The following is a 20,244-nucleotide window of genomic DNA, read 5'->3' as shown; positions in this document are numbered from 1 at the left end:
AAGCGTTAGATTATGCTATAGTGCGCCTGAAATTTTTAGGGTGAATTATGTTAGCTGAAAACTTAGAACTTATTGAAACTATCGGTTTGAATTTATTTTTTGCTTTTATCTTTATTTTCATTGGCTTATCAGTCCATGATGTAATGACAAAAAATGATGTTCCCAAAATGGGCCGTATGGTCGTTTATTTGGTCTTATTTCTAGGTTGTGCTGGCTTTATTGCCAAAGGCATTATCCAACTGGTTTGGGAAAGCCAAGGGGTTGGGTAAGAGTTAAAGATGGCAAAAGAAGCAAGTGATTTAACCACTATTGATTTGTTTAGTGATGAAAAGCGTCCTGGACGCCCAAAAACAAATCCTCATTCGCGTAGTGTGCAAGTAAAAATAAACAAGCGCAATCAAGTTAAACGCGATAAAAACAATGGCTTAAAACGAGTAGAGTTTAAGATACATCAAGACTTGTTTGAGCAACTCGACGACTTAGCTAAAGTTAAAGGCTTAAGTCGCGGCGAACTTATTGAGTCGATATTGAAAAATTCAATGACGGCAACAGCATTAAATATTAGTAAATAAGGGTTTTATACCATGGCAATTGTAGGTTTATTTTTCGGTAGTGATACAGGCAATACTGAAGCTGTCAGCAAAACTATTCAAAAAAAGTTAGGCAAAAAATTAGTTGAAGTAAAAGACATCGCAAAAAGTACTAAAGAAGAAATAGCTGAATTTGATTTAATCATTTTAGGTATTCCAACTTGGTATTATGGTGAAAACCAATGTGATTGGGACGACTTCTTACCTGAGCTTGAAGAAGTCGACTTTACTGATAAGTTAGTCGCTATTTTTGGTTTAGGTGATCAAGAAGATTATTCTGAATACTTCTGTGACGCGATGGAGCCTTTAAAAGATATTGCTGAGTCAAGAGGCGCGGTTATTGTTGGTAACTGGTCAACGGAAGGTTACGAGTTTGAAGCATCTAAAGCCTTAGTTGATGAGAAGACTTTTATTGGTTTATGTATTGACGAAGACCGTCAACCAGAACTAACTGAAGCGAGAATTGACAAGTGGGTCACTCAAATATTTGAAGAGATGTGTTTAGCAGAGCTTGCAGACTAATTTACTCTTTATAATTAGCCAATAATAAGCCTGTGTCGACAGGCTTTTTTGTGTCTACTGTTATGTAAGCAATGTTTATTTTTTTTTCTGACGTATGTATAAACGCCGATTTAATTTAGTGACCAGCTCACCATTATTATTTTTTACATAAACATTCACCGTCGGTTGATACTTTTCACCATGACGAGTATTTTCAATAATCTCATTAATAAAATCATCACTAACGTAAAATTCAGCCGTAACTTCGCCTACTCCTGGTTTAATAAAGTCTATATCAGCCGATTTATCCCAGACATAATATTGATTATCTAAACGCGCTAAAATCATTAAGACATAAAAAGGGTCTGTCATCGAAAATAGTGAGCCGCCAAAGTGTGTGCCTAAAACATTTTTGTTCCATGCTCGCATTTTTAAACTCACCTTAGCTTGTCTGAAATCACTAGAAAGCTCGGTGACCTTAATGCCGGTAAATAAAAATGGTGGCCAAATATTTAGCAGTAATTTTAGTAACCACGCTCTTCTTAACATCTAAATCTCCTTTGATCCTATAATCACTCGGTCATACAGCTCATCGTACCAGTAAAGCTATTGGAGTTTATACTAATTTAAAAAGTCAAAGCCGATCAATTTACTATTCATTTCAACTAAGGCTTCCCTCAAGCAGTAGAACCCCCTATAATTTTGTTTAACTTACCGAATTAGAGAATTAAAGTTAATGGCAGACCAAAATGAAGAGCTAAAAAGAGCTGGATTAAAAATCACCCTGCCGCGAATCAAAATACTCACTATTTTGCAAAATCCTAATAATCAGCATATTAGTGCGGAAGATGTTTACAAAATATTGTTAGTGCAGAATGAAGAGATTGGCTTGGCTACCGTTTATCGTGTACTCAATCAATTTGACGATGCGGGCATTGTCAGTCGTCATCATTTTGAAGGTGGAAAGTCTGTTTTTGAATTAAGTCATAAGAAACATCATGACCATCTTGTTTGCCTAAAATGTGGCAAAGTAGTGGAGTTTGAAGATAACGTCATTGAACAACGCCAAGAAGATATTGCTAAATCACATAAAATAAAGCTAACCAACCATAGTTTATATTTATATGGTGAGTGTGAAGATGAAGAAGCTTGTGATTCATACCGAACGTCTAATAGTTAAGCTATTGTGTGAATGTTACTAATAAAAACCTGCTTCAGCAGGTTTTTTTTTACTAATCAAAATATAATTTTGCTTAGTATTAAGATAAACGCATCTGCTAAATTACCTTTTTATAGACAAAGAAAAAGCGACATAAAGCCGCTTTTTATTTCTTTGCTAGATATAATGCTGCAAATCCATTTGCCAATTTTTAAACTCCCTAAATCATCTGGAAATTATATTTGGGTAAGATCACGTTACTCAAATGTTATTACTATCCTTAATTAACATCCATTTCAGTACTAACTGTTCATTTAATTCCTTTAAATGACTCCATATAAACAGAGATACTATCTCTCTACTACACATCCATTATCAGTTAGTTTCATCCATAAATTTTCATTCATTATAAGCGTGGTAAATTAAGTTAACTTCAGCGCTCGTTTTTGCATCCATTCATGTAAATTCCATTTACGTATCATTCCATTGAAAAAGTTAGTGTCCTTACAGGTAAATCCTTTATCAACTGAATATTAACTTATACCACTTTCCATTTCGTACTTCCTGTACGTGTTCAACAAATAATGTTTATCCCTTAAACTTATTTGTAGTGTTGTCCATAACCTGTGTCGTCCTGACAAGATAAATATTAGCATTTATGTGTTCTGGCGCTAGCAAGTTAAATGAAATAAATTAAACTTCATTCATTACTTTTATTAAAAATAATGATTTTAATCATATCTAACAGGTAGTTATAAGTTGCTGTCTTTTACACTTACAAATTATTGTATGATCACTGACGTAATTGTGCGAAATGACTTACACCAAAGGTGTGACTTTGTCGGCAAATATAAAAATGATAAATGATGCAATATAAAAATATCACTGAAAGTTAACAGAAAATTAGTTATTCTTGCCGAAGTTTTCAGATCAAACAATATTTTTAGGAGTTTTTGTGCTTTTGTTGAAGTCACTATTTTGTTTAACCGGTTCAGATGATCGTCGTCGATTCATTGCTATACATTTAAGTTGTTATTTATTATTTATCATTACTAGCACAATTTTTTCTTTTAACGGCTTATTATCTTTGTTGGCATTATCTATTTGTGCAGGTATATGTACTCTTTCAACAAAGCGTCGCCTAAACGATGCTAATCTCAAGATAAGCTGGTTGCTAGCACCTACAGCGAGTTTTTTAATTGCTGGTTTAATTATCACCATCAGTGATAACACCACAAGCTACTGGTTACTTTTAGTCCCTTTAGCAATTTCTGCATTTTTAATGACTTACAAAAGCCAAAAAAATAATCATATTTTTGGTTACGCTGGCCATATCGACTTAAGTAGCTATATAAAACAAGGAAGTTCTCAACCTCAACAGCGAATAGAACCAACATTTAATCAACACGAAGCTAAAGTTTCGCTATCAAGCGCCCATCAAGGTACGGCTAATACCTATGTTAAAAATAGTGGAGTAGCTCAAGACTCGCCTGCCGCCTCTGATGATATTGGTGAAGCAATCAGACTAAAGCTACTTAACAATAAACATAAGGCATTAACGTTAACAATATTGATATTAATCGTTCTTTTGGCAATAGTTCTACCAGCTGCTATTACCTCCGTTGATGATGATGTTATAGCAGCAAACAAAAATGAAAAAACCGCCATAGAGCAGTCAAAATCTGCCCTAAGCCATGAGGTTACACTACCCGATAACTTTTCTTTATTGGCATCATCTTTCGATGGTATTACGATAAAATGGCAGGGGGATCAGTCAATTAGTGGCTTTTTATGGCAACAAACTACCGCACAAGGTGATAACAGCTGTCAGGTTATTTCTTATGATAATGGTGAGGTGATTAGAACATTGGACGTTAATCAAGAAAGTAATGGTGACTATTTAGCGAGGTTTTCACCACTAGATACTAGAGTGATAATCAAGAACATTGCCATTAGAAGCAGTTTTACCTTATGTGGTTATACCTTTTCTCTAAACGGTAGCCAAGCCATTTTAGGCAAACACCGATATTATTCAACATTCCTTGAGCAGTAAATCGCTATATTTTAAGCAAAAAAAATACGGCTCTTAGAGCCGTATTTCCTGAACTAGCTTATATGCATCCTGCATATTATATGTGTCCCGCTTCATCCATAAAGAACTGTCCGTAGTGTTTCCTAATAATCCATTGCTTTCCATTCATCTTCCGTGATTGCAACTCATCCTAAGTCACATCAATAGTGATATTTCATCCTTGGGCTTGTTCCATCAGCCGTTATTCCTTTAACCTAAATCCATTTAGTTCATTCGATGACTCCTGTCATCTGGCTTGTTCCGTCAGCCGTTATTCCTTTAACCTAAATCCGTTTAGCTTATTCGATGACTCCTGTCATCTGGCTTGTTCCTCTCGCCGTTATTCCCTTAACCTAAATCCGTTTAATTCCTTCGATGACTCCTGTCATCCGGCCTATTCCTTCAAGCGTCCTTTTAAGAGTACCCTACTCTATCGGTCTTCCTGACCTGTATCTTCCTGATGTAGTAAATATTACGTTAATTAAGATTTATTCGTACCCATAATAATATTTTATATTTACAATAAAAAAATGTAACAAGTATGTAAATATACAAAAACCAATACAATCAATAACTAAAGAACATAAGCTGTCTTTTTATTTACATATACTTACTCAATATCTTACATTAACGTAGGACATGTCTTACAAATATTTAATCAAAAATGCAATACTCTATCCCTTGTGCTCAACATCACTCGGTAAGAAAATCTTTGTTACTTGATATATTAACAAGGTTTAAAGTATTATTACTGAGTCGTCGTTTTGGCTTTGATTAAATAGTTTCAGATTAGAGCTGCCAGCAGTAGTTTGATTAAGTTCATTTATTGGGAGTTTATACGTTAATTGATTCACTATTAGTTGCGACTTTTCAGGGAAAATGTCGTCACATTAAAATACAGTAATGCCCCTACTAATACTGTAAAACATTTCTGTTTAAACAAAACGAAAGTATGACGTTACGCTTTCAAAAAGCGATATTTTGGATCCCCACACTCAAAAAAGCAAAGCTAACAGTAAGATCAATTTAAAGATTTTCATTTATATCTTATCGTCGCATAATCGACTTAAACTTAATAAAAAATAGGCAGGGATAATTTTTCATTATCAAATCACACCAAAACTTATAAAAAATTGGTAGAATATTAATTAAACAAGTTGCTGTTAGGAATTGTCACTCTTGAAGTATTTATCACTCACCGTTAAGGTTTTATCACTTTCTTTTTTTCTCTGCTGTTTTTCAGCGTATTCTGTTAACTTGTCAACGGTTGACTCTTTGCCAGTTAAAACATCTCTGGCTTTATCTGATTATTTTACTGAAACCTGGAACACACCCGATGGCTTGCCCCACAACGGTATTAATGCAATATCACAAACAACTGACGGCTATCTTTGGATTGGCACTTGGGAAGGTTTAGCGCGCTTTAATGGCAGGGAATTTAAAGTATTTACCCGAGGTTCAAAAATTGGGTTGCCTGACTCAGTAATTAAAAGTTTAACATCAACTCAAGAAGGTGAATTACTGGTTGCAGGTGCCCGTGGTGGTTTATCAGTTCGTAGCAACAAGCAATGGTTACCACAACCCTCATCGTCCACTATGATCAATGATGCCATTTATGATAACAATAAAAACATATGGTTAGCATTAGAAGGTAAGGGATTGATATACAGAAATAAAGATACTAAAAAAGACACCATTATTATTGATAATATTGAAGCTTTTAAAATAGTACAAGATAACGAAGGCATTATTTGGGTTGCCACCAGCAAGGGTCTATTTTCAGTAAAAAATAAAACGTTGGTTCGCCATATTGATGAACGTTATGGTTTACCTAATAGCCCTGCACATACCATTATATTAACAAAAGAAAAGCAACTAATCGTCGGTACTCAACAAGGTGCTTATAAATTAGTAAAGGGGATTTTCCAACCTTTGCATAAACGACTCGCTAATGAAAAAATCATCAGTTTATTGCAGGATTCAGATCTTAACATTTGGCTAGGCACCAATAATCATGGGATTTTTAAGCTTAGTAAAAACGAATTAGAACAATTAGATGAAAGCAATGGTCTTCCCAATAATAGAGTTTCTTCACTATACCAAGATAATGAGCAAAGTATTTGGGTTGGTACAAGTAATGGCTTATTTCGTTTGAGAGAAATGCCCTTTATTACCTTAACCACAAAACAAGGATTATCAGGTAACTTTATTCGCAGTGTTTTATCTCACTCAGATGGCAGTCTATGGGTTGGCAGCAGTAAAGGCTTAAATAAGATTAACAAAGGATTAATTAGCACCATTAAGGTAGCTCACAGTAATGAGCAACTCTCCGTTTTAAGTTTAGCTGAAACGCCAGACAAACAAGTTTTAGTTGGCACCTACACACAAGGACTTTATGCTGTCACTAACAATAAATTACAAAAGTTAATAACGACAGAGAACGGCTTACCAAGTAATGAAATTAGAAGTATTTTAGTTGACTCAACTAAAAATATTTGGCTTGGTACCGCTTCTGGAGTAGTTAAAATATCGCCTGATAACACAATTGAAGAATTTAATAAGCAAAGTGGATTACCTGCCAACTTCATTATAGCACTCGCTGAAGATCATAAGGGGAGAATATGGATTGGCACTGGCAATGGTCTCGCTTCTTATAATAAAGGGTCTCTACAAACCTACCATCTTAATGACAAATTTGATGCTAAATATGCCTTTGGTTTTCATGTTGAGCAGAACTCACTTTGGATAGCATCTGACAGAGGTCTAATTCATATTAATCTAATGACCGATGAGATGAGTGCTGTCACTAAAGAAAATGGACTGCCCGTAGACAAAATATTTCAAGTTGTTATAGATAACAATAACACCTTTTGGCTAAGCAGCAACCGTGGAATAATAAGTCTTACACGATCACAAATCAATAGTGTTATTCAAGGAAAAAATAAATCTATTGATTATAACTTATTTGCTGAAGGCGTTGGTCTTTTAAGTTCACAAGCTAATGGCGGTTCAACACCTGCGGCAACACTTCATGATGACGGCAGCGTTTGGATTGCTACAGCAAAAGGTGTTAGCCATATTAATCATGAAAGATTACAACGTATGGCAGAAACCGTACTGCCTGTCGTAATAGAGCAACTAAATGTTGATGGTAAGTATTATCCCCTTTTGTCGACAGTAGAATTACCTAAAGGCGCATCTCGCATTACAATTCACTATGCCGGTTTAAGTTATTTAATGGCTAAACAAATTGTTTATCAAAGCCAATTAATTGGCTTTGATAAACAATGGCAAAATAAAAACAATCAAACGTTTACTGAATTTACTAATTTAGAACCAGGGAATTATACTTTCCAAATGCGGGCTAAGTATCCTAATGGTGAGTGGCAAGAAAATATTGCCTCCATTAGCTTTACTATCACGCCTTTTTATTGGCAAACAACTTCCTTTAAATTATTTGTTATTTTTTGTTTTTGCTTTTCTTTATATTCGCTTTATCGCTACCGCATGATAGCTATCAAGCGCAGCCAGGTAAAATTGAAGAACTTAGTTGCCCAACAAACGATAGAATTACAAAAACAAGCTGAGTTATTTTCCTATCAAGCTAACCATGATCAATTAACGGGGTTATTTAACCGCCGTGCATTCGATGGATGGTGTAATAATGACTTTGAAAAAGCTAAATTGGCTAATCGCCCACTAACTATAGCTATGCTAGACATAGATCATTTCAAAAAAGTAAACGATGATTACTCGCACCTTATTGGCGATCAAGTCATTAAACGGATAGCTAATATTTTACATAAAATTATTCAAGACTGTTCAACTGAAACAAAATTAGCGCGTTGGGGAGGTGAAGAATTCACTCTATTAATTATGAGTGATAAAGAAAAGGCTTATGATTATTGTGAATTACTCAGAATTACGATTAAAAACTATGATTTTTCAGATATAGCCGGTGACATTAACATCACAGTAAGTATAGGTCTGACCGATAATAGTGAAATAACCGAATACGACAAAATGATTACTCGTGCTGATCAAGCACTATACTTCGCCAAACATAATGGTCGTAATCAAGTAAGAATCTACCAAAAATCAGAATAAAATAAAGAAATAAAGAATAGCAAAAATATTAATCATAGTGATGGCATTAATATTGGTGGTAAGGTCAAAATGAGCCTGTAACAGATTTTGTGTTATTGGACTACCTTTAGTACTAAGTTGTAGAGTTTACTATCGACCAATGATATGACCAAATTATACTAATGATGACTAAATGAAAAAGTGCTGCACTTTCCTGCTGCCCAAATGAATCTCTATAGTCCCAACATTACAACATCTATAAACCACACAGAGAAAGTTCTTCCAGATTATGAGCTACTTATTCAAAGCGTACCAAATACTCCGACGCTTAAATTAAACAATAACAAGTAAATATCGTGATTTACCTGTCCAAAAAACCAGATTTAAGGTGATGAGAAGACTTTAGGCCGGTATTATTTAAGCGCGTTTTCATCAATTACAATATCATAAAAAACCTACCTATTAGCAAGTTTATATATCGCTGTTAATGCAAAAAATGGATACTGACTTGTATCCATTTATATTACCTATCAAAAATAAATTACTTGCTCCATTGAGAAAAAATAGCGCTAGTTACCGATCCAATCATACTTAACAGTAGTTTACAGAATTAATGCTTAGGCATGAATTACCTCAAAAATATCTTTAAAAGAAGTTTTTGTAATAATATCAATATGCAAATGTAATTTTCGCGCAATATCACTCGAGGATATAACACCTCTTATATGATGATTACTTCTATCAACAACTAAACAATGACGTAATCCATAATTTTTTAATGTTGAAACAACATCATTAACCTTAGCATTTTCAAGATCTTTATAATCGAGGGCGTGCAGCATATACCTTGGTATCATCATATCTTTTACTAATATTTCAGTTCTAGAACTGCCTTTTGCAACTTCTGCGACGATCCGTTGCTCTGACAACTCATTAGTACTGACTATGCCTAAGAAATCATTAGTTTTTGACACGACTATTTTCATTTTCACATGAGCTTTGAGCATCAACTTTAAAGTATCAGCAGCGTCAGTATCACCTTCAATTACTAGTGCCTTATGTTCTTTAAAATCAGTAAAGATATCTGTAGCGGGCGAGTCTAAAGATATCTTATGAAAATCTTCTGGTGATATAATCTTGTCTATTAAATCTAAATCAAATAACTGTAAACAGGTCATAATTACTACTCACTTATTAAAATAATCTTGTCTTTGATAGAAAAACCTACATTACATGAATGATGTTTTTCTGATGTTTAATCGAATGTTTAAGCGCGTTACTTAGTTGATTAAATGCCTGATCAAAAGCATCTTTTTTATAATTACAAATCACTTTTATATCGATATTTTGTCTTCCTAATAAGTGCAATGAAATATGACAGCCGAATTTAGCATTGCCCTTTCGACAACTATCAGCCTGAAAAGTTACTTGTACAAAATGAATTAAATCAGTATAAAAACTTAAGCTTTTTACAATTTTATTAACATAGGATTTTAATTTGAAATCCTGCGTTTTATGACGAAAAGTCGTTGACACCATCATAGGTAAATCTCCACAACAAATTGGCGACATTAGGTCAAAAATCAATTTTTTTATTGACCTAATTGTAAGCAGTGAAATTTATACGATGTTTAAGGGCGGAGCTCTTGGGCGAAGGTATTGAAATTTTTCATTCAATAATATGATGTTTTTGTTTGTTGAATCGTTGAATAGATAAGTAATTTGGTTGATGCGATTATTGGTCTTATTACTGGTAATCAATAAGTCAGGTTCAACATCACATTCGATGTCTGAAGACACGTCAAATATCAATGGTTGCGCAGTGTTCGAATTTTTTTCATCGACAATACTATAGCCTTGCTCACCATTGGAGCTGGTTATAAAAAATAAAAGTATGGCGAAGATAAATTTACGCAAGTGCTTCTCAAGAATAATAATTACCTGATATATATTGAGTGATAAATTTATTTTTTCAAGTGAGAAAATGTAATTTTTTATTTCAATCATTTGTTAGCAAACAACGTCCTTAACTGACGTTTTAAATACCGGTTTATCTAAGCCAGGTAGTTAAAATGTTGTAATATCATAATCTAAGTAAAAACTCAGTAAATCTTAAGTTAACTCTGCTATCTTCTATTAAAGAGAAACTATTTATTGTCGGCTAACCTTGAAAATATTGATTATTGAAGATTCAACTTCGTTAAGAAGAAGCCTTAAAATAGGGCTGTCAAACCTAGGTTTTACGGTAGATGATACCGGTGATGGCTCTGAAGGTCTAAGTATGGCTTTAGCCGGTGATTACTCGCTACTGATACTTGATTTGATGCTACCATCTGTTGATGGTACGGCGATATTAAAGGCCATTAGAAAAGCCAATAAAGACCTGAGAGTGCTGATACTTTCAGCCCGGGATCTCACCGAAGATAAAATATCAGGATTATTAAACGGCGCTGACGACTATTTAACTAAGCCCTTCTCATTCGATGAACTTCATGTTCGACTGCTTTGTTTAATGCGCAGGGGCAGCTTAAATATCAATGACAGTAAAATTAATATTGGCCTGTTTTCATTAGATATTCATTTAAAACAATTACTATGCAATGGCATCGATGCCCATTTAACACCGAATGAATATAAACTTGTTGAATGTTTATTTACCAATCAAGGTAAAGTAGTTACTCCTGAAAAGTTAAGTGAATATCTAGCAGGTCAGTACAATGCGGTGGCCAAAAATTCAATTGAAGCACATCTGTCTACTACCCGAAAAAAAGTGAGAGATATAGGACACGATTTACCGATAAAAACCAAGCGTGGTTTTGGTTATTTTGTTGAGAGCAATTAATGACTTCTATCAAGAAAAAGTTAAGTCAATATATATCAATATCGATATCGGTATTGTTGGTCTCGCTCTTTTTTATTATCGATATTAGTGTTGATAGTTGGATCAGCAATCAGTTTGACCGCGCGATGATTAACAAGGCGGGGTTATTAGAAACCTTAGTAAACGAAGATCCTGAAAAAGTAGATTTTGATTTTGCAGATGAGTTTATGCCTGAGTTTTCGGGGGCAAACGATCCTGAGTATTTTCAACTATGGCGTGATAATGAGGTTTTTGAACGTTCTAATACACTGAAGCTTTTTGAGAATAATGACTTACCCCAATTAGCCGTTGCCCTACATAAATCATCAATAACAAATATAACCTTACCAGACGGACGTACTGGCAGGATGTATTTTACAAAATTCAAACCTCAAATCGACAGTGATGTTAGAGAGGAATACGGAATAACAAAAGCGGTTTTTGCAAAAACTCAAAAGCCAATGGAGTTAGCCTACGCAACGAGTAACGAAAGCTTAAATCAAATCCTCTGGTTTGTAGATGTTATTTTTATATTAACCTCAATTTCCGCTGTTATCGCAGTAAGGATCATTGTTTTTAATGTTGTTGAACGTGGGCTAAAACCCCTCGATGAATTAAACGCTGAACTGAAAAAAATTAATTTAAATTCTGAAGTCAGCACCCTATCAACGAGTGAATTGCCCGAAGAACTCATTGCAATAGCAGACGGAATTAACCACTTTATCAGTGAAAATAAAATTCTTTATTCCAGAGAAAAAAGAATTACTTCAGATATCGCTCATGAATTAAAAACGCCAATCGCCGAGTTACTTAATTTAAGTGAAGTCGCAATAAAATTTCCTCATGAAAAACAATTAGCCGCAAGTTTTAAAACTGATGTATTGGCTATTACTGAGCGGTTAAGAAATATCGTCAACGGGATACTTTTACTGCAAAAAAGTACCTATCAAGCTGAATTAGAAAAACAGCAAGTAAATGTTGAGCTGTTACTGAAAACAATAATTACCTCAGAAAATAAGCAAAACAGAAATGTTACGCTTAACTTTAATCAGCAATGTGGTTATATTCAGACCAATGAATTCGCTTTTACTACCGTGCTAACCAATCTAATTAATAATGCGCTCTATTATAGCCCAGAAACGACCCCTGTTATTATTGCCGTAACACCAGAAATAAACACAAATAGAATACGAGTGGAAATTTCGAACATCAGTAGTTTTCAATATTCAGAAGAAGAGTTGACGCTTTTTTTTGAACCCTTGTGGCAAAAAGATTCATCAAGAACATCCGAAGAAAGATACGGACTAGGTTTAGCGATTGTAAAATCTTACTGTGACAAAATCGGTGCGATTTTAAATGTAGCAATAGCACCTGACCAAAGTATTACTTTTACGATGATAATATGACCAAACGGCTCTTTACACAACTTTATTATTAAGCCTGTTTTTAACTTATGTAACTAATGATCAAGCACTAACTGTTATAAAGATAAGCTAAATTGATCAATGATTATCTGCCATGCACGCTTATGGTATGATCAATTTTTTTAATTCGAGTGTTGCAACTTCTTTACCTTCTTTTTCTTGCTCTACTCTAAAAGGGATAAAGTTATGCTCGACACTTAACCAGAAATGAGTTTTTCTTGAGCTATTGGTTTTTACTCGAGAAACCTTTACCGTATCAACTAGTCCCATTGGTGTCTTAATTTTTTCTATACCTGAATATTCAAATATATAACTTTTAACTGAATTATCATCATAAACCAAATATTCTAAAAGCTGTGTTTTATGTTGTAAGTCATGACTCAATTTCTCGATAACTAATAAAGGGTCTAGTATATTAGCGTTGAGAGGAAGCGACCATTTTTCAGCGATATCGTTCCCCAAAACAAGACTATTAGCATAATCAAATTCAATCGTTTGATTTTTTGTTTTCTTAAATGTTCGTTCATCTTTACTGATATATTTTATCGGTTTTATCTGCTGTTCATCATATAAAAACTCACTAGATTCTTCGGTATTAATAACATAAAAATATTTTGAAGCCTCAGTTTTAAACGTTAATTTATACTGGGTATCAGTAGTTTTTGATAACGTTCGTTCTGCCGTTCCATATTTATCACCTTTTCGATAAACCGTATAATGCGCAGTATATTCTGCCAAAGTCGTATTATTCGCTATGGTAGGTGCTTCTGTACTTTGTGCATAACAACTGGCCATAACTAAGCAGGACAATATATAAGTTCGAGTATAGGTTGAGCGTAAGAAATGAGAGTAGAGAAACATCCAAATAGTGCCTTGTGGTGATTATGCAGGAAATACTACGTGTAAAACCTTCTCTTTTTAGCGTAAATCAAGCCTAAGGTAAATTTATTTTTTAATAAAGGCTATTTTCAGTTTAGCCTAAGCGAACCTTAAGTTTGCATTATTACTATAAAGACACTAACCCATGGGTGTTTTTATGAATTTAATAATTAAATATATGTCTTGTTTCAAAAATTTAAAGTTATCGACAAATCAGTTGTTGTTCTTTACCTGCTGTTATATTGCACTTATCTTAAACTTGCCTTTTTTGATCAAATCAGCAACGGTTATTACGGCACTAGATCACTATAATTTATTCTTTTTGGTGTCATTACCAATATTTTTATTAGCGTTAACCATCATCATTCAAGGGCTTTTTTCATTTAGGTGGTTAACTAAACCTTTGTTGATCGCTACGGTCATTTGTTCTGCTTTAATCTTTTATGGCACCATTTCATACGGGATCGTTTTTGATTACGGTATGGTGCAAAATACTCTCGAAACCGACACGGCTGAAGCGTGGTCTTACATAAATTTTCACGCGATTATATTCTTTATATTTTTTGGATTAATTCCCTCTTTCATTATTTATTCGGTACAACTAACTTATAAACCCTTTTTTAAAGAACTGTTAAGTAGACTAAAAATATTCAGTGTAAGTCTTGCCACTGTCTTGTTAATAGGTGTCTTTTTCTATTCAAATTACGCGGCGGTTGGCAGAAATAATAAAAACCTTATTACCTATATTACCCCATATAAAATGGTGGTTTCGTCATTCAAATTTGTCCGCAATCACTATTTTTATCCACCATTAGAATTTAAGGTCTTAGATACAGCGCCATCAATAGTGCGTGATAGTCAGAAAAAGCATGTCACCGTGATGGTGTTAGGAGAAACAGCTCGCGCCCAAAGTTTTTCACTAAATGGCTATAGTAAACGGACTAACCCATATACCGAAAAGCAAGGCGTAGTTTCTTTCTCCAATATGAGTTCATGTGGAACGGCAACGGCTGTTTCTGTACCTTGTATGTTTTCAAGATTAAATAAAGCGGGTTATGACAAACGTGTTGCGATGGCACAACAAAATGCTGTGGATCTTATCCACTTAGCGGGGGCTGATGTTTTATGGATAAGTAATAATAACGGCAGTTGTAAAGGGGTTTGTACGCGGGTAAAAACACAACAAATAGACACGAAAAAATCAAACCCTTTGTGTGATGGCGAGTACTGCTATGACGAAGCGCTTTTAGCTCCCTTAAAAAATAAGCTTAATAGACTAACCCATGAAAACACCATGATCGTGCTGCATATGATTGGCTCTCACGGACCCACTTATTTTAAACGCTATCCTAAAGACAAGCGCGTTTTTATACCTGATTGTCAACGAAGCGATATTCAAAATTGTACACAAGAGCAACTTATTAACAGTTATGACAACACCATCGCTTATACCGACTTGGTACTCTCAAAGATTATTAATGAGTTAAATCAAGTAGCGGACAAAAATGATATTGAAACTTCTTTGCTTTATATTTCAGACCATGGCGAATCACTCGGTGAGAATGGACTTTATTTACATGGCTTGCCCTATGCCTTCGCTCCAGAAGAGCAAACCCATGTACCCATGATCTATTGGAACGACCCAATGCAAAATGACTTTGACCTTAATTGCTTGAAAACATCAGCAAAATCACCTATAACTCATGACAATGTTTTTGACACTTTACTGAGTATAATGTCAGTACGAACAAAGGCATATAATATTGATAATGACCCTTTCATACAGTGTAAATCACAAGGTGCTATAGCACGTACTACGATAACCGAAGAAAAAACAATGGAGATTCAAGACTAGTGTTTGACAATATAAATAAACCCAAAGGGTTACAAAGAGTCTATTTAGCGGCTTTAAATTCACTACGCGCATTTAAATGGCTTTACACAAATGAGTCAGCGTTTAGACAAGAGCTTTTGCTGCTTGTTATTGCCATGCCGCTCTCATTTGTTTTTAATATAAGTTTCAAAGAACAAGTGATATTAATCTTGGCGATTCTCTTTGTTATTTTTACAGAAGTAATCAATACCGCCATTGAAGCTGTTGTTGATAGGGTTGGCTTAGAAATTCATCCATTGTCTGGACTTGCAAAAGATTTAGGATCAGCAGCAGTGATGATAAGCCTTATGGTCGCAAGTAGTATTTGGCTGATAATACTAGTTTAATTTCTTGATAAAACTAAATAAAAGCAATACATACCCAATAAAACTTCAAATAAGCATCTGAGATCCTGCTTTTTTGAAGTGACTTTATTTATACCTTACTTTATTTATACCTTACTTTATTTGATGCTGATTTACGTTTAAACTGTTTATCAATATGTTAATGATTTTCAGGCAAAGTACAGTTCATTTTATGGTTAAAAAATTAGGTCTATATAAATTAAGTTTAACTATATTTTTTGTGTTGTTCATCACAAAACCCTCTTTTTCTGCCCAAAAATTAACATGTGCGACTACACATTATCCACCATATACCGTTTTCAATGAATCGACGAAAACATTTTCAGGATCAGATATTGATATAATTACCCCATTATTTGAACAACTTAAAATTGATGTTAAAATAATTAACTTACCCTGGGCTAGGTTAAAAAAAGAAATTAAAAAAAATCGTTATGATTGTTATTTTTCAGTAGGAAAGTTTGAATATAGAGAAAAGTTTCTAGAGTATTCTAATTTACCTACTCATATTACAACGATAGCCATATTTTATCCTAAACATGGTAGTGCCATCGACTTTAAAAATAAAACAGTGGGCGTACATCGCGGCATAAATATTCATAAGAACATCCCTGCGTCCTATGGTTTAGAATCCGCTATTTTTCATCAACTGCCATCCAATGAAGTGTTATTTGACATGTTACAAAATGGCAGAATTGATGCGATTGTCACCAGTAAAGTAGTTGGTGAATATATATATAAAAACATGGAAGCTAATTTTGATTTAGCAGTATTAGATATCGAAAAGTATAAACTTCCTGTTTATTTGGCATTTAAGAAAGACGTCATAGATATTAGCAAAGTAAACAATGTATTATTGAAAATGAAAGCGGCTACATTACCAAAAGAGTAGCTCATGCTAAGTCAACCTACCTCCCACCAGTTAACTGACAAAGGTATCAAGGGTTTTACGCGAATTTAAGCTTAAATTCAGTTTAAGTTAAGCTTTCCTTAAGTTTCATACTTTAATCTAAGTCGGGTGTTTTATAAGAGATATCAATAACGATGTTTAACTCTATAACCGTTTTAGTTCGGCCATTTGTACTGTTTGCGTTATTACTAATTTTTACACTTTTTGTTGCTAGACTAGGATTTGGGGTTTGGCAAATTGATCGCTTTAACGATTTTAGTAGTATGGTTACCTTGATACTTAATGGACTAAAAATCGACTTAAGCACGCTAGGTTATCTATTAATTTTACCCGCAATAGTCCATCCCTTGCTAATGTGGTCTAAATTTCAAAGCACATGGCTCAGCATATTAAGAGCAATTTTTTTCTTTATTTTTATGGCCGTGCTCTTTTTTGAGCTCGCCACGCCTGCATTTATTAATGAATATGGATTTAGACCTAATAGATTATTCATCGAATATTTAGCTTATCCTGATGAAGTAATGAAAATGTTGCTCAACGGGCACTTATTGACCATAGTCGTGGTCTGCTCCCTAATGATAGTGCCCAGTAAATTCATTTGGCGCGCAGTAGATAAACTGACTAGTACCCAAAAACCAATAATTTCTGTAACACCGTTATCATCATCCCTTGCATTTATTATGCTCTTTGCTGTGCTTTTTCTCTGCGCTAGAGGCACAGTCGGTCATCGTCCTATCAATCCGTCATTTGTTTATTTCTCTACTGACCCGCTCATTAATTCATTAACCTTAAATTCAATCTATAGTGTTGCTCATGCTTATAAACAATTTGGTAATGAAAAGAATGCATCAAAGCTTTATGGCAGTATGGCTAATAAGCAAGTAATTAAACTTGTCCGCCAGGAAACAGGTTTAGCTGCCCAAGCATTTAATAATAATGCGCAACCTTCTTTTAGCTCTAGGGCACCGATTTATCAGGGGAAACCGAAAAACTTAGTGATAATTTTAGAAGAGAGTTTAGGCGCACAATTTGTTTCTTCATTAGGAGGACTGCCACTCACGCCTGAAATTGATAAATTAAATAATGAAGGTTGGGCGTTCAAAAACTTATATGCTACCGGTACACGCTCTGTGAGAGGCATTGAAGCGGTGATCACAGGCTTTACACCTACACCTGCTCGAGCCGTAGTAAAGCTTGATAAATCCCAGCATGGCTTCTTTACCATCGCAAGTTTGCTTGAACAAAATAACTACACTACACAATTTATTTATGGTGGTGAAAGCCATTTCGATAATATGAAAGGTTTCTTTTTAGGTAATGGCTTTAGCGACATTGTTGATTTTAAGGATATAAAAAGTCCTCAGTTTGTCGCTTCGTGGGGAGCCAGTGATGAAGACTTGTTTACTCAAGCAGATATCGAATTAAGTAAATTACACAAAGGTGATAAACCTTTTTTAAGTTTTATTTTTTCATCAAGCAATCATGATCCCTTTGAAATTCCATCGGGTAAAGTAACGCCCATAGCATATTCAACAGCGCAATTAGCTCAGTACGATTCAAAAGAACTGTTGCGTCATCAAGCGATTCAATATGCTGACTATGCCTTGGGGAAGTTTATCAACCAAGCAAAAAAACAACCCTATTGGCAAGACACTATATTTATTATTGTTGCCGACCATGATGCTAGAGCGTTAGGAAACGACCTAGTTCCTATTAAAAACTTTCATATTCCGGGTGTTATTCTAAATTCAGGCAATAAACATTTATCTGATGAAAGAATAGTGAGTCAAATCGATCTTGCACCGACCTTACTGTCATTAATGGGCGTAACGAACGATTCCCCTATGATTGGCCGTGATTTAAATCATAAAAAAGTTTCAGGAAGAGCAATGATGCAATATGCCGATAACTTTGCCTATATGACCGATGATGATGTCACGATACTACAACCACAAAAACCACCGATAAATTTTGACTATGATTTAAAAGAAAAAAAGCTGGTAGCTAAAGAAATTAATTCGACACTTGCAGAGATTGCTTTGGCCCATGCTCTGTGGGGAAGTTTAGCCTATGAAAATGAGTGGTATGCCAGTAAAAAATGAATAGAAAACTGAACAACTAGGACTTAAATTATTATTTTAATTACTTATTATTAATGTCACTGAGATATTTTCGTAACCATACCATTTGTAAGCTTTATTAAGTCGGCTGGGCTCAATTCTATCTCTAACCCTCGCCGGCCTGCACTTACATAAATAGAGGCGTAATTATTGGCTGAAGCGTCAACAATTGTTCTAAGTGCCTTTTTTTGCCCAAGTGGACTCACTCCTCCAAGAACATAACCCGTAGAACGTTCAACATCAGACTTATCAGCCATATTAGCTTTTTTAGCTCCAAAAGCTTTTGCAATAAGCTTCATGCTAAGCATAGCTGAAACTGGAATAATGCCTACGGCTAAGGTTTTATTATCAAGCATTACCACTAAAGTTTTGAATATTCGTTGTTCGATGACACCTAATTTTTCGGCCGCTTCGAGCCCATAGGAATCAGCAGTTTCATCATGAGAATACTCGTGTATTTTATGTGAAACTTTATTTTTTTTAGCTACATTGATACCTGGTGTCATTTCAATATCCTAAGTGAGTAGCCTAAAGGAATCGCTGATAATTGTGGGCTAATATATTATTATAAAAACGATGTTCGAACGTTTTTAAGTATCTTTAAAGCGACTCTTTATGTTCATGCTGACAATTCCAGCATATCTCAAACGAGGGATCATTTGTTTCAGCGCAGCTTTTACATAGCCAGTCTTCGCCTTTATTAGCTTGCTGATATAAAGTTAATATCGTCGTTGCACGTTCAAAATCAGCCTCATTAACAAGCCAAACTTCTGGCCAAGCATCAAAAGCAGATATTTCACCTACCGCTCCTTGAGCAAATTCGTTTTTAATAAAGCAACTTATTTGTTGTGTCTCAATAAGGTTTTTAACATTGTTAACCATAAAGTGGTTTTCGTGAGCATAAAGTAGTTTCATCATTGCGCCCTAGTGATAGCTATTAATAAGTTAGGTTTACTTAGCCAAAATATTAGCCAATAAACTGGCTATTAATTTGTTAATAACAATAAATTTACGCAAGTACGTGTTGACTAATATGCTGATTAAATTGAATAAGATCGAAGGAACCTTTAATCTCAAATTTAGCCATACCGAGTTCACTGACATAGACTTCTATTTCACAATCTAAATCTAATGTGCCCGATGATTCAACTGAAAAAGCCTGTATTTTGCTATAAGGTAAGGAAGTATAGTCGACCTTAGAGCCAGTAATTCCCTGAACATTGGCGGCAATAATGCGTTTATTCGTGAAAATAACTTGGTCTCTAATACTTTTAAAGGCCGCAAAAATTGATTCACCCTCAATCATAAACTTGTGAAAGTCTTCTCTCGCATCTTCGATTTCTATTGGTTTTAATTTGAATACCGAAGAATTTTTAAAATCTATCATAGCTAGTCCTTATTTAAAT

Annotated in this window: 19 protein-coding genes; 12 read left to right on the top strand and 7 right to left on the bottom strand. The window is 34.5% G+C overall.

Going from position 1 to position 20,244, the window contains the following annotated elements:
• Positions 1 to 47: 47 nt before the first annotated feature.
• Genes ESZ26_RS06465 through fldA form a run of 3 tightly spaced genes read left to right on the top strand, consistent with a single transcriptional unit; the run spans position 48 to position 1,112 of the window.
• The gene (locus ESZ26_RS06465; protein ID WP_070376277.1) at positions 48 to 269 is read left to right on the top strand and encodes a DUF2788 domain-containing protein; all 222 of its coding nucleotides are present in this window, start codon (positions 48 to 50) and stop codon (positions 267 to 269) included.
• 9 nt (positions 270 to 278) lie between these two features.
• Entirely contained in the window at positions 279 to 572 is a 294-nt protein-coding gene (ybfE, locus tag ESZ26_RS06460; RefSeq protein WP_146798936.1) for a LexA regulated protein, read from the top strand.
• 12 nt (positions 573 to 584) lie between these two features.
• Positions 585 to 1,112: a flavodoxin FldA gene (gene fldA / locus ESZ26_RS06455; RefSeq protein WP_146798935.1), complete on the top strand. Its 528-nt coding sequence runs from the start codon at positions 585 to 587 to the stop codon at positions 1,110 to 1,112.
• A 75-nt stretch (positions 1,113 to 1,187) separates the two neighbouring features.
• Here the strand turns inward: fldA and ESZ26_RS06450 are convergent, their stop codons facing one another.
• Entirely contained in the window at positions 1,188 to 1,640 is a 453-nt protein-coding gene (locus ESZ26_RS06450; RefSeq protein ID WP_146798934.1) for a DUF4442 domain-containing protein, read from the bottom strand.
• A 187-nt stretch (positions 1,641 to 1,827) separates the two neighbouring features.
• Here ESZ26_RS06450 and fur point away from each other — a divergent pair, with 187 nt between their 5' ends.
• From fur to ESZ26_RS06435, 3 genes are all read left to right on the top strand, one after another.
• Positions 1,828 to 2,271 (top strand): ferric iron uptake transcriptional regulator, encoded by a 444-nt coding sequence (gene fur, locus ESZ26_RS06445; RefSeq protein WP_070376273.1) that lies wholly within the window; start codon positions 1,828 to 1,830, stop codon positions 2,269 to 2,271.
• A 940-nt stretch (positions 2,272 to 3,211) separates the two neighbouring features.
• Positions 3,212 to 4,303: a hypothetical protein gene (locus ESZ26_RS06440; protein ID WP_146798933.1), complete on the top strand. Its 1,092-nt coding sequence runs from the start codon at positions 3,212 to 3,214 to the stop codon at positions 4,301 to 4,303.
• A 1,197-nt stretch (positions 4,304 to 5,500) separates the two neighbouring features.
• Positions 5,501 to 8,428, top strand: coding sequence for a ligand-binding sensor domain-containing protein (locus ESZ26_RS06435; protein WP_170246326.1), 2,928 nt, complete (start codon positions 5,501 to 5,503; stop codon positions 8,426 to 8,428).
• A gap of 596 nt (positions 8,429 to 9,024) precedes the next feature.
• On the opposite strand, the gene ESZ26_RS06430 is transcribed toward ESZ26_RS06435, so the two are convergent.
• Positions 9,025 to 9,585 (bottom strand): CBS domain-containing protein, encoded by a 561-nt coding sequence (locus tag ESZ26_RS06430; protein WP_146798931.1) that lies wholly within the window; start codon positions 9,583 to 9,585, stop codon positions 9,025 to 9,027.
• 442 nt (positions 9,586 to 10,027) lie between these two features.
• Positions 10,028 to 10,324 (bottom strand): hypothetical protein, encoded by a 297-nt coding sequence (locus tag ESZ26_RS06425; RefSeq protein WP_170246325.1) that lies wholly within the window; start codon positions 10,322 to 10,324, stop codon positions 10,028 to 10,030.
• 250 nt (positions 10,325 to 10,574) lie between these two features.
• Between ESZ26_RS06425 and ESZ26_RS06420 the strand changes: the two genes are divergently transcribed.
• Both ESZ26_RS06420 and ESZ26_RS06415 read left to right on the top strand, forming a co-directional pair.
• Complete coding sequence (locus tag ESZ26_RS06420; RefSeq protein WP_146798929.1) at positions 10,575 to 11,249, top strand: response regulator transcription factor; 675 nt, start codon at positions 10,575 to 10,577, stop codon at positions 11,247 to 11,249.
• Positions 11,249 to 12,673, top strand: coding sequence for a sensor histidine kinase (locus tag ESZ26_RS06415; protein WP_146798928.1), 1,425 nt, complete (start codon positions 11,249 to 11,251; stop codon positions 12,671 to 12,673). Before ESZ26_RS06420 ends, ESZ26_RS06415 begins: the two co-directional genes overlap by 1 nt.
• A gap of 120 nt (positions 12,674 to 12,793) precedes the next feature.
• On the opposite strand, the gene ESZ26_RS06410 is transcribed toward ESZ26_RS06415, so the two are convergent.
• Entirely contained in the window at positions 12,794 to 13,552 is a 759-nt protein-coding gene (locus tag ESZ26_RS06410) for a DUF3108 domain-containing protein (protein ID WP_146798927.1), read from the bottom strand.
• A gap of 175 nt (positions 13,553 to 13,727) precedes the next feature.
• On the opposite strand from ESZ26_RS06410, the gene ESZ26_RS06405 reads away from it, so the two are divergent.
• The 4 genes from ESZ26_RS06405 to ESZ26_RS06390 all read left to right on the top strand — a co-directional run bounded on the left by ESZ26_RS06405 (position 13,728) and on the right by ESZ26_RS06390 (position 18,820).
• The gene (locus ESZ26_RS06405; RefSeq protein ID WP_190278390.1) at positions 13,728 to 15,425 is read left to right on the top strand and encodes a phosphoethanolamine transferase; all 1,698 of its coding nucleotides are present in this window, start codon (positions 13,728 to 13,730) and stop codon (positions 15,423 to 15,425) included.
• A complete protein-coding gene (locus ESZ26_RS06400) occupies positions 15,425 to 15,790 on the top strand; it encodes a diacylglycerol kinase (RefSeq protein ID WP_146798926.1) in 366 nt (121 codons plus the stop codon). The genes ESZ26_RS06405 and ESZ26_RS06400 overlap by 1 nt, the downstream gene beginning before the upstream one ends.
• A 190-nt stretch (positions 15,791 to 15,980) precedes the next feature.
• Entirely contained in the window at positions 15,981 to 16,700 is a 720-nt protein-coding gene (locus ESZ26_RS06395) for a substrate-binding periplasmic protein (RefSeq protein ID WP_170246324.1), read from the top strand.
• Positions 16,701 to 16,852: 152 nt separating this feature from the next.
• Positions 16,853 to 18,820 carry an LTA synthase family protein gene (locus ESZ26_RS06390; protein ID WP_146798924.1) on the top strand — a complete coding sequence of 656 codons (1,968 nt, stop codon included), beginning with the start codon at positions 16,853 to 16,855 and terminating at the stop codon, positions 18,818 to 18,820.
• 56 nt (positions 18,821 to 18,876) lie between these two features.
• On the opposite strand, the gene ybaK is transcribed toward ESZ26_RS06390, so the two are convergent.
• From ybaK to ESZ26_RS06375, 3 genes are all read right to left on the bottom strand, one after another.
• Complete coding sequence (ybaK, locus tag ESZ26_RS06385; RefSeq protein ID WP_146798923.1) at positions 18,877 to 19,344, bottom strand: Cys-tRNA(Pro) deacylase; 468 nt, start codon at positions 19,342 to 19,344, stop codon at positions 18,877 to 18,879.
• A gap of 94 nt (positions 19,345 to 19,438) precedes the next feature.
• Entirely contained in the window at positions 19,439 to 19,753 is a 315-nt protein-coding gene (locus ESZ26_RS06380) for a putative signal transducing protein (protein ID WP_146798922.1), read from the bottom strand.
• Between the two features lie 94 nt (positions 19,754 to 19,847).
• A complete protein-coding gene (locus tag ESZ26_RS06375; protein WP_146798921.1) occupies positions 19,848 to 20,225 on the bottom strand; it encodes a PH domain-containing protein in 378 nt (125 codons plus the stop codon).
• Between the last annotated feature and the right edge of the window lie 19 nt (positions 20,226 to 20,244).

The sequence above is a fragment of the Colwellia hornerae genome, assembly GCF_007954355.1.
Lineage (GTDB): Bacteria > Pseudomonadota > Gammaproteobacteria > Enterobacterales > Alteromonadaceae > Colwellia_A > Colwellia_A hornerae.
This window is presented reverse-complemented; position numbering and strand designations above follow the sequence as displayed.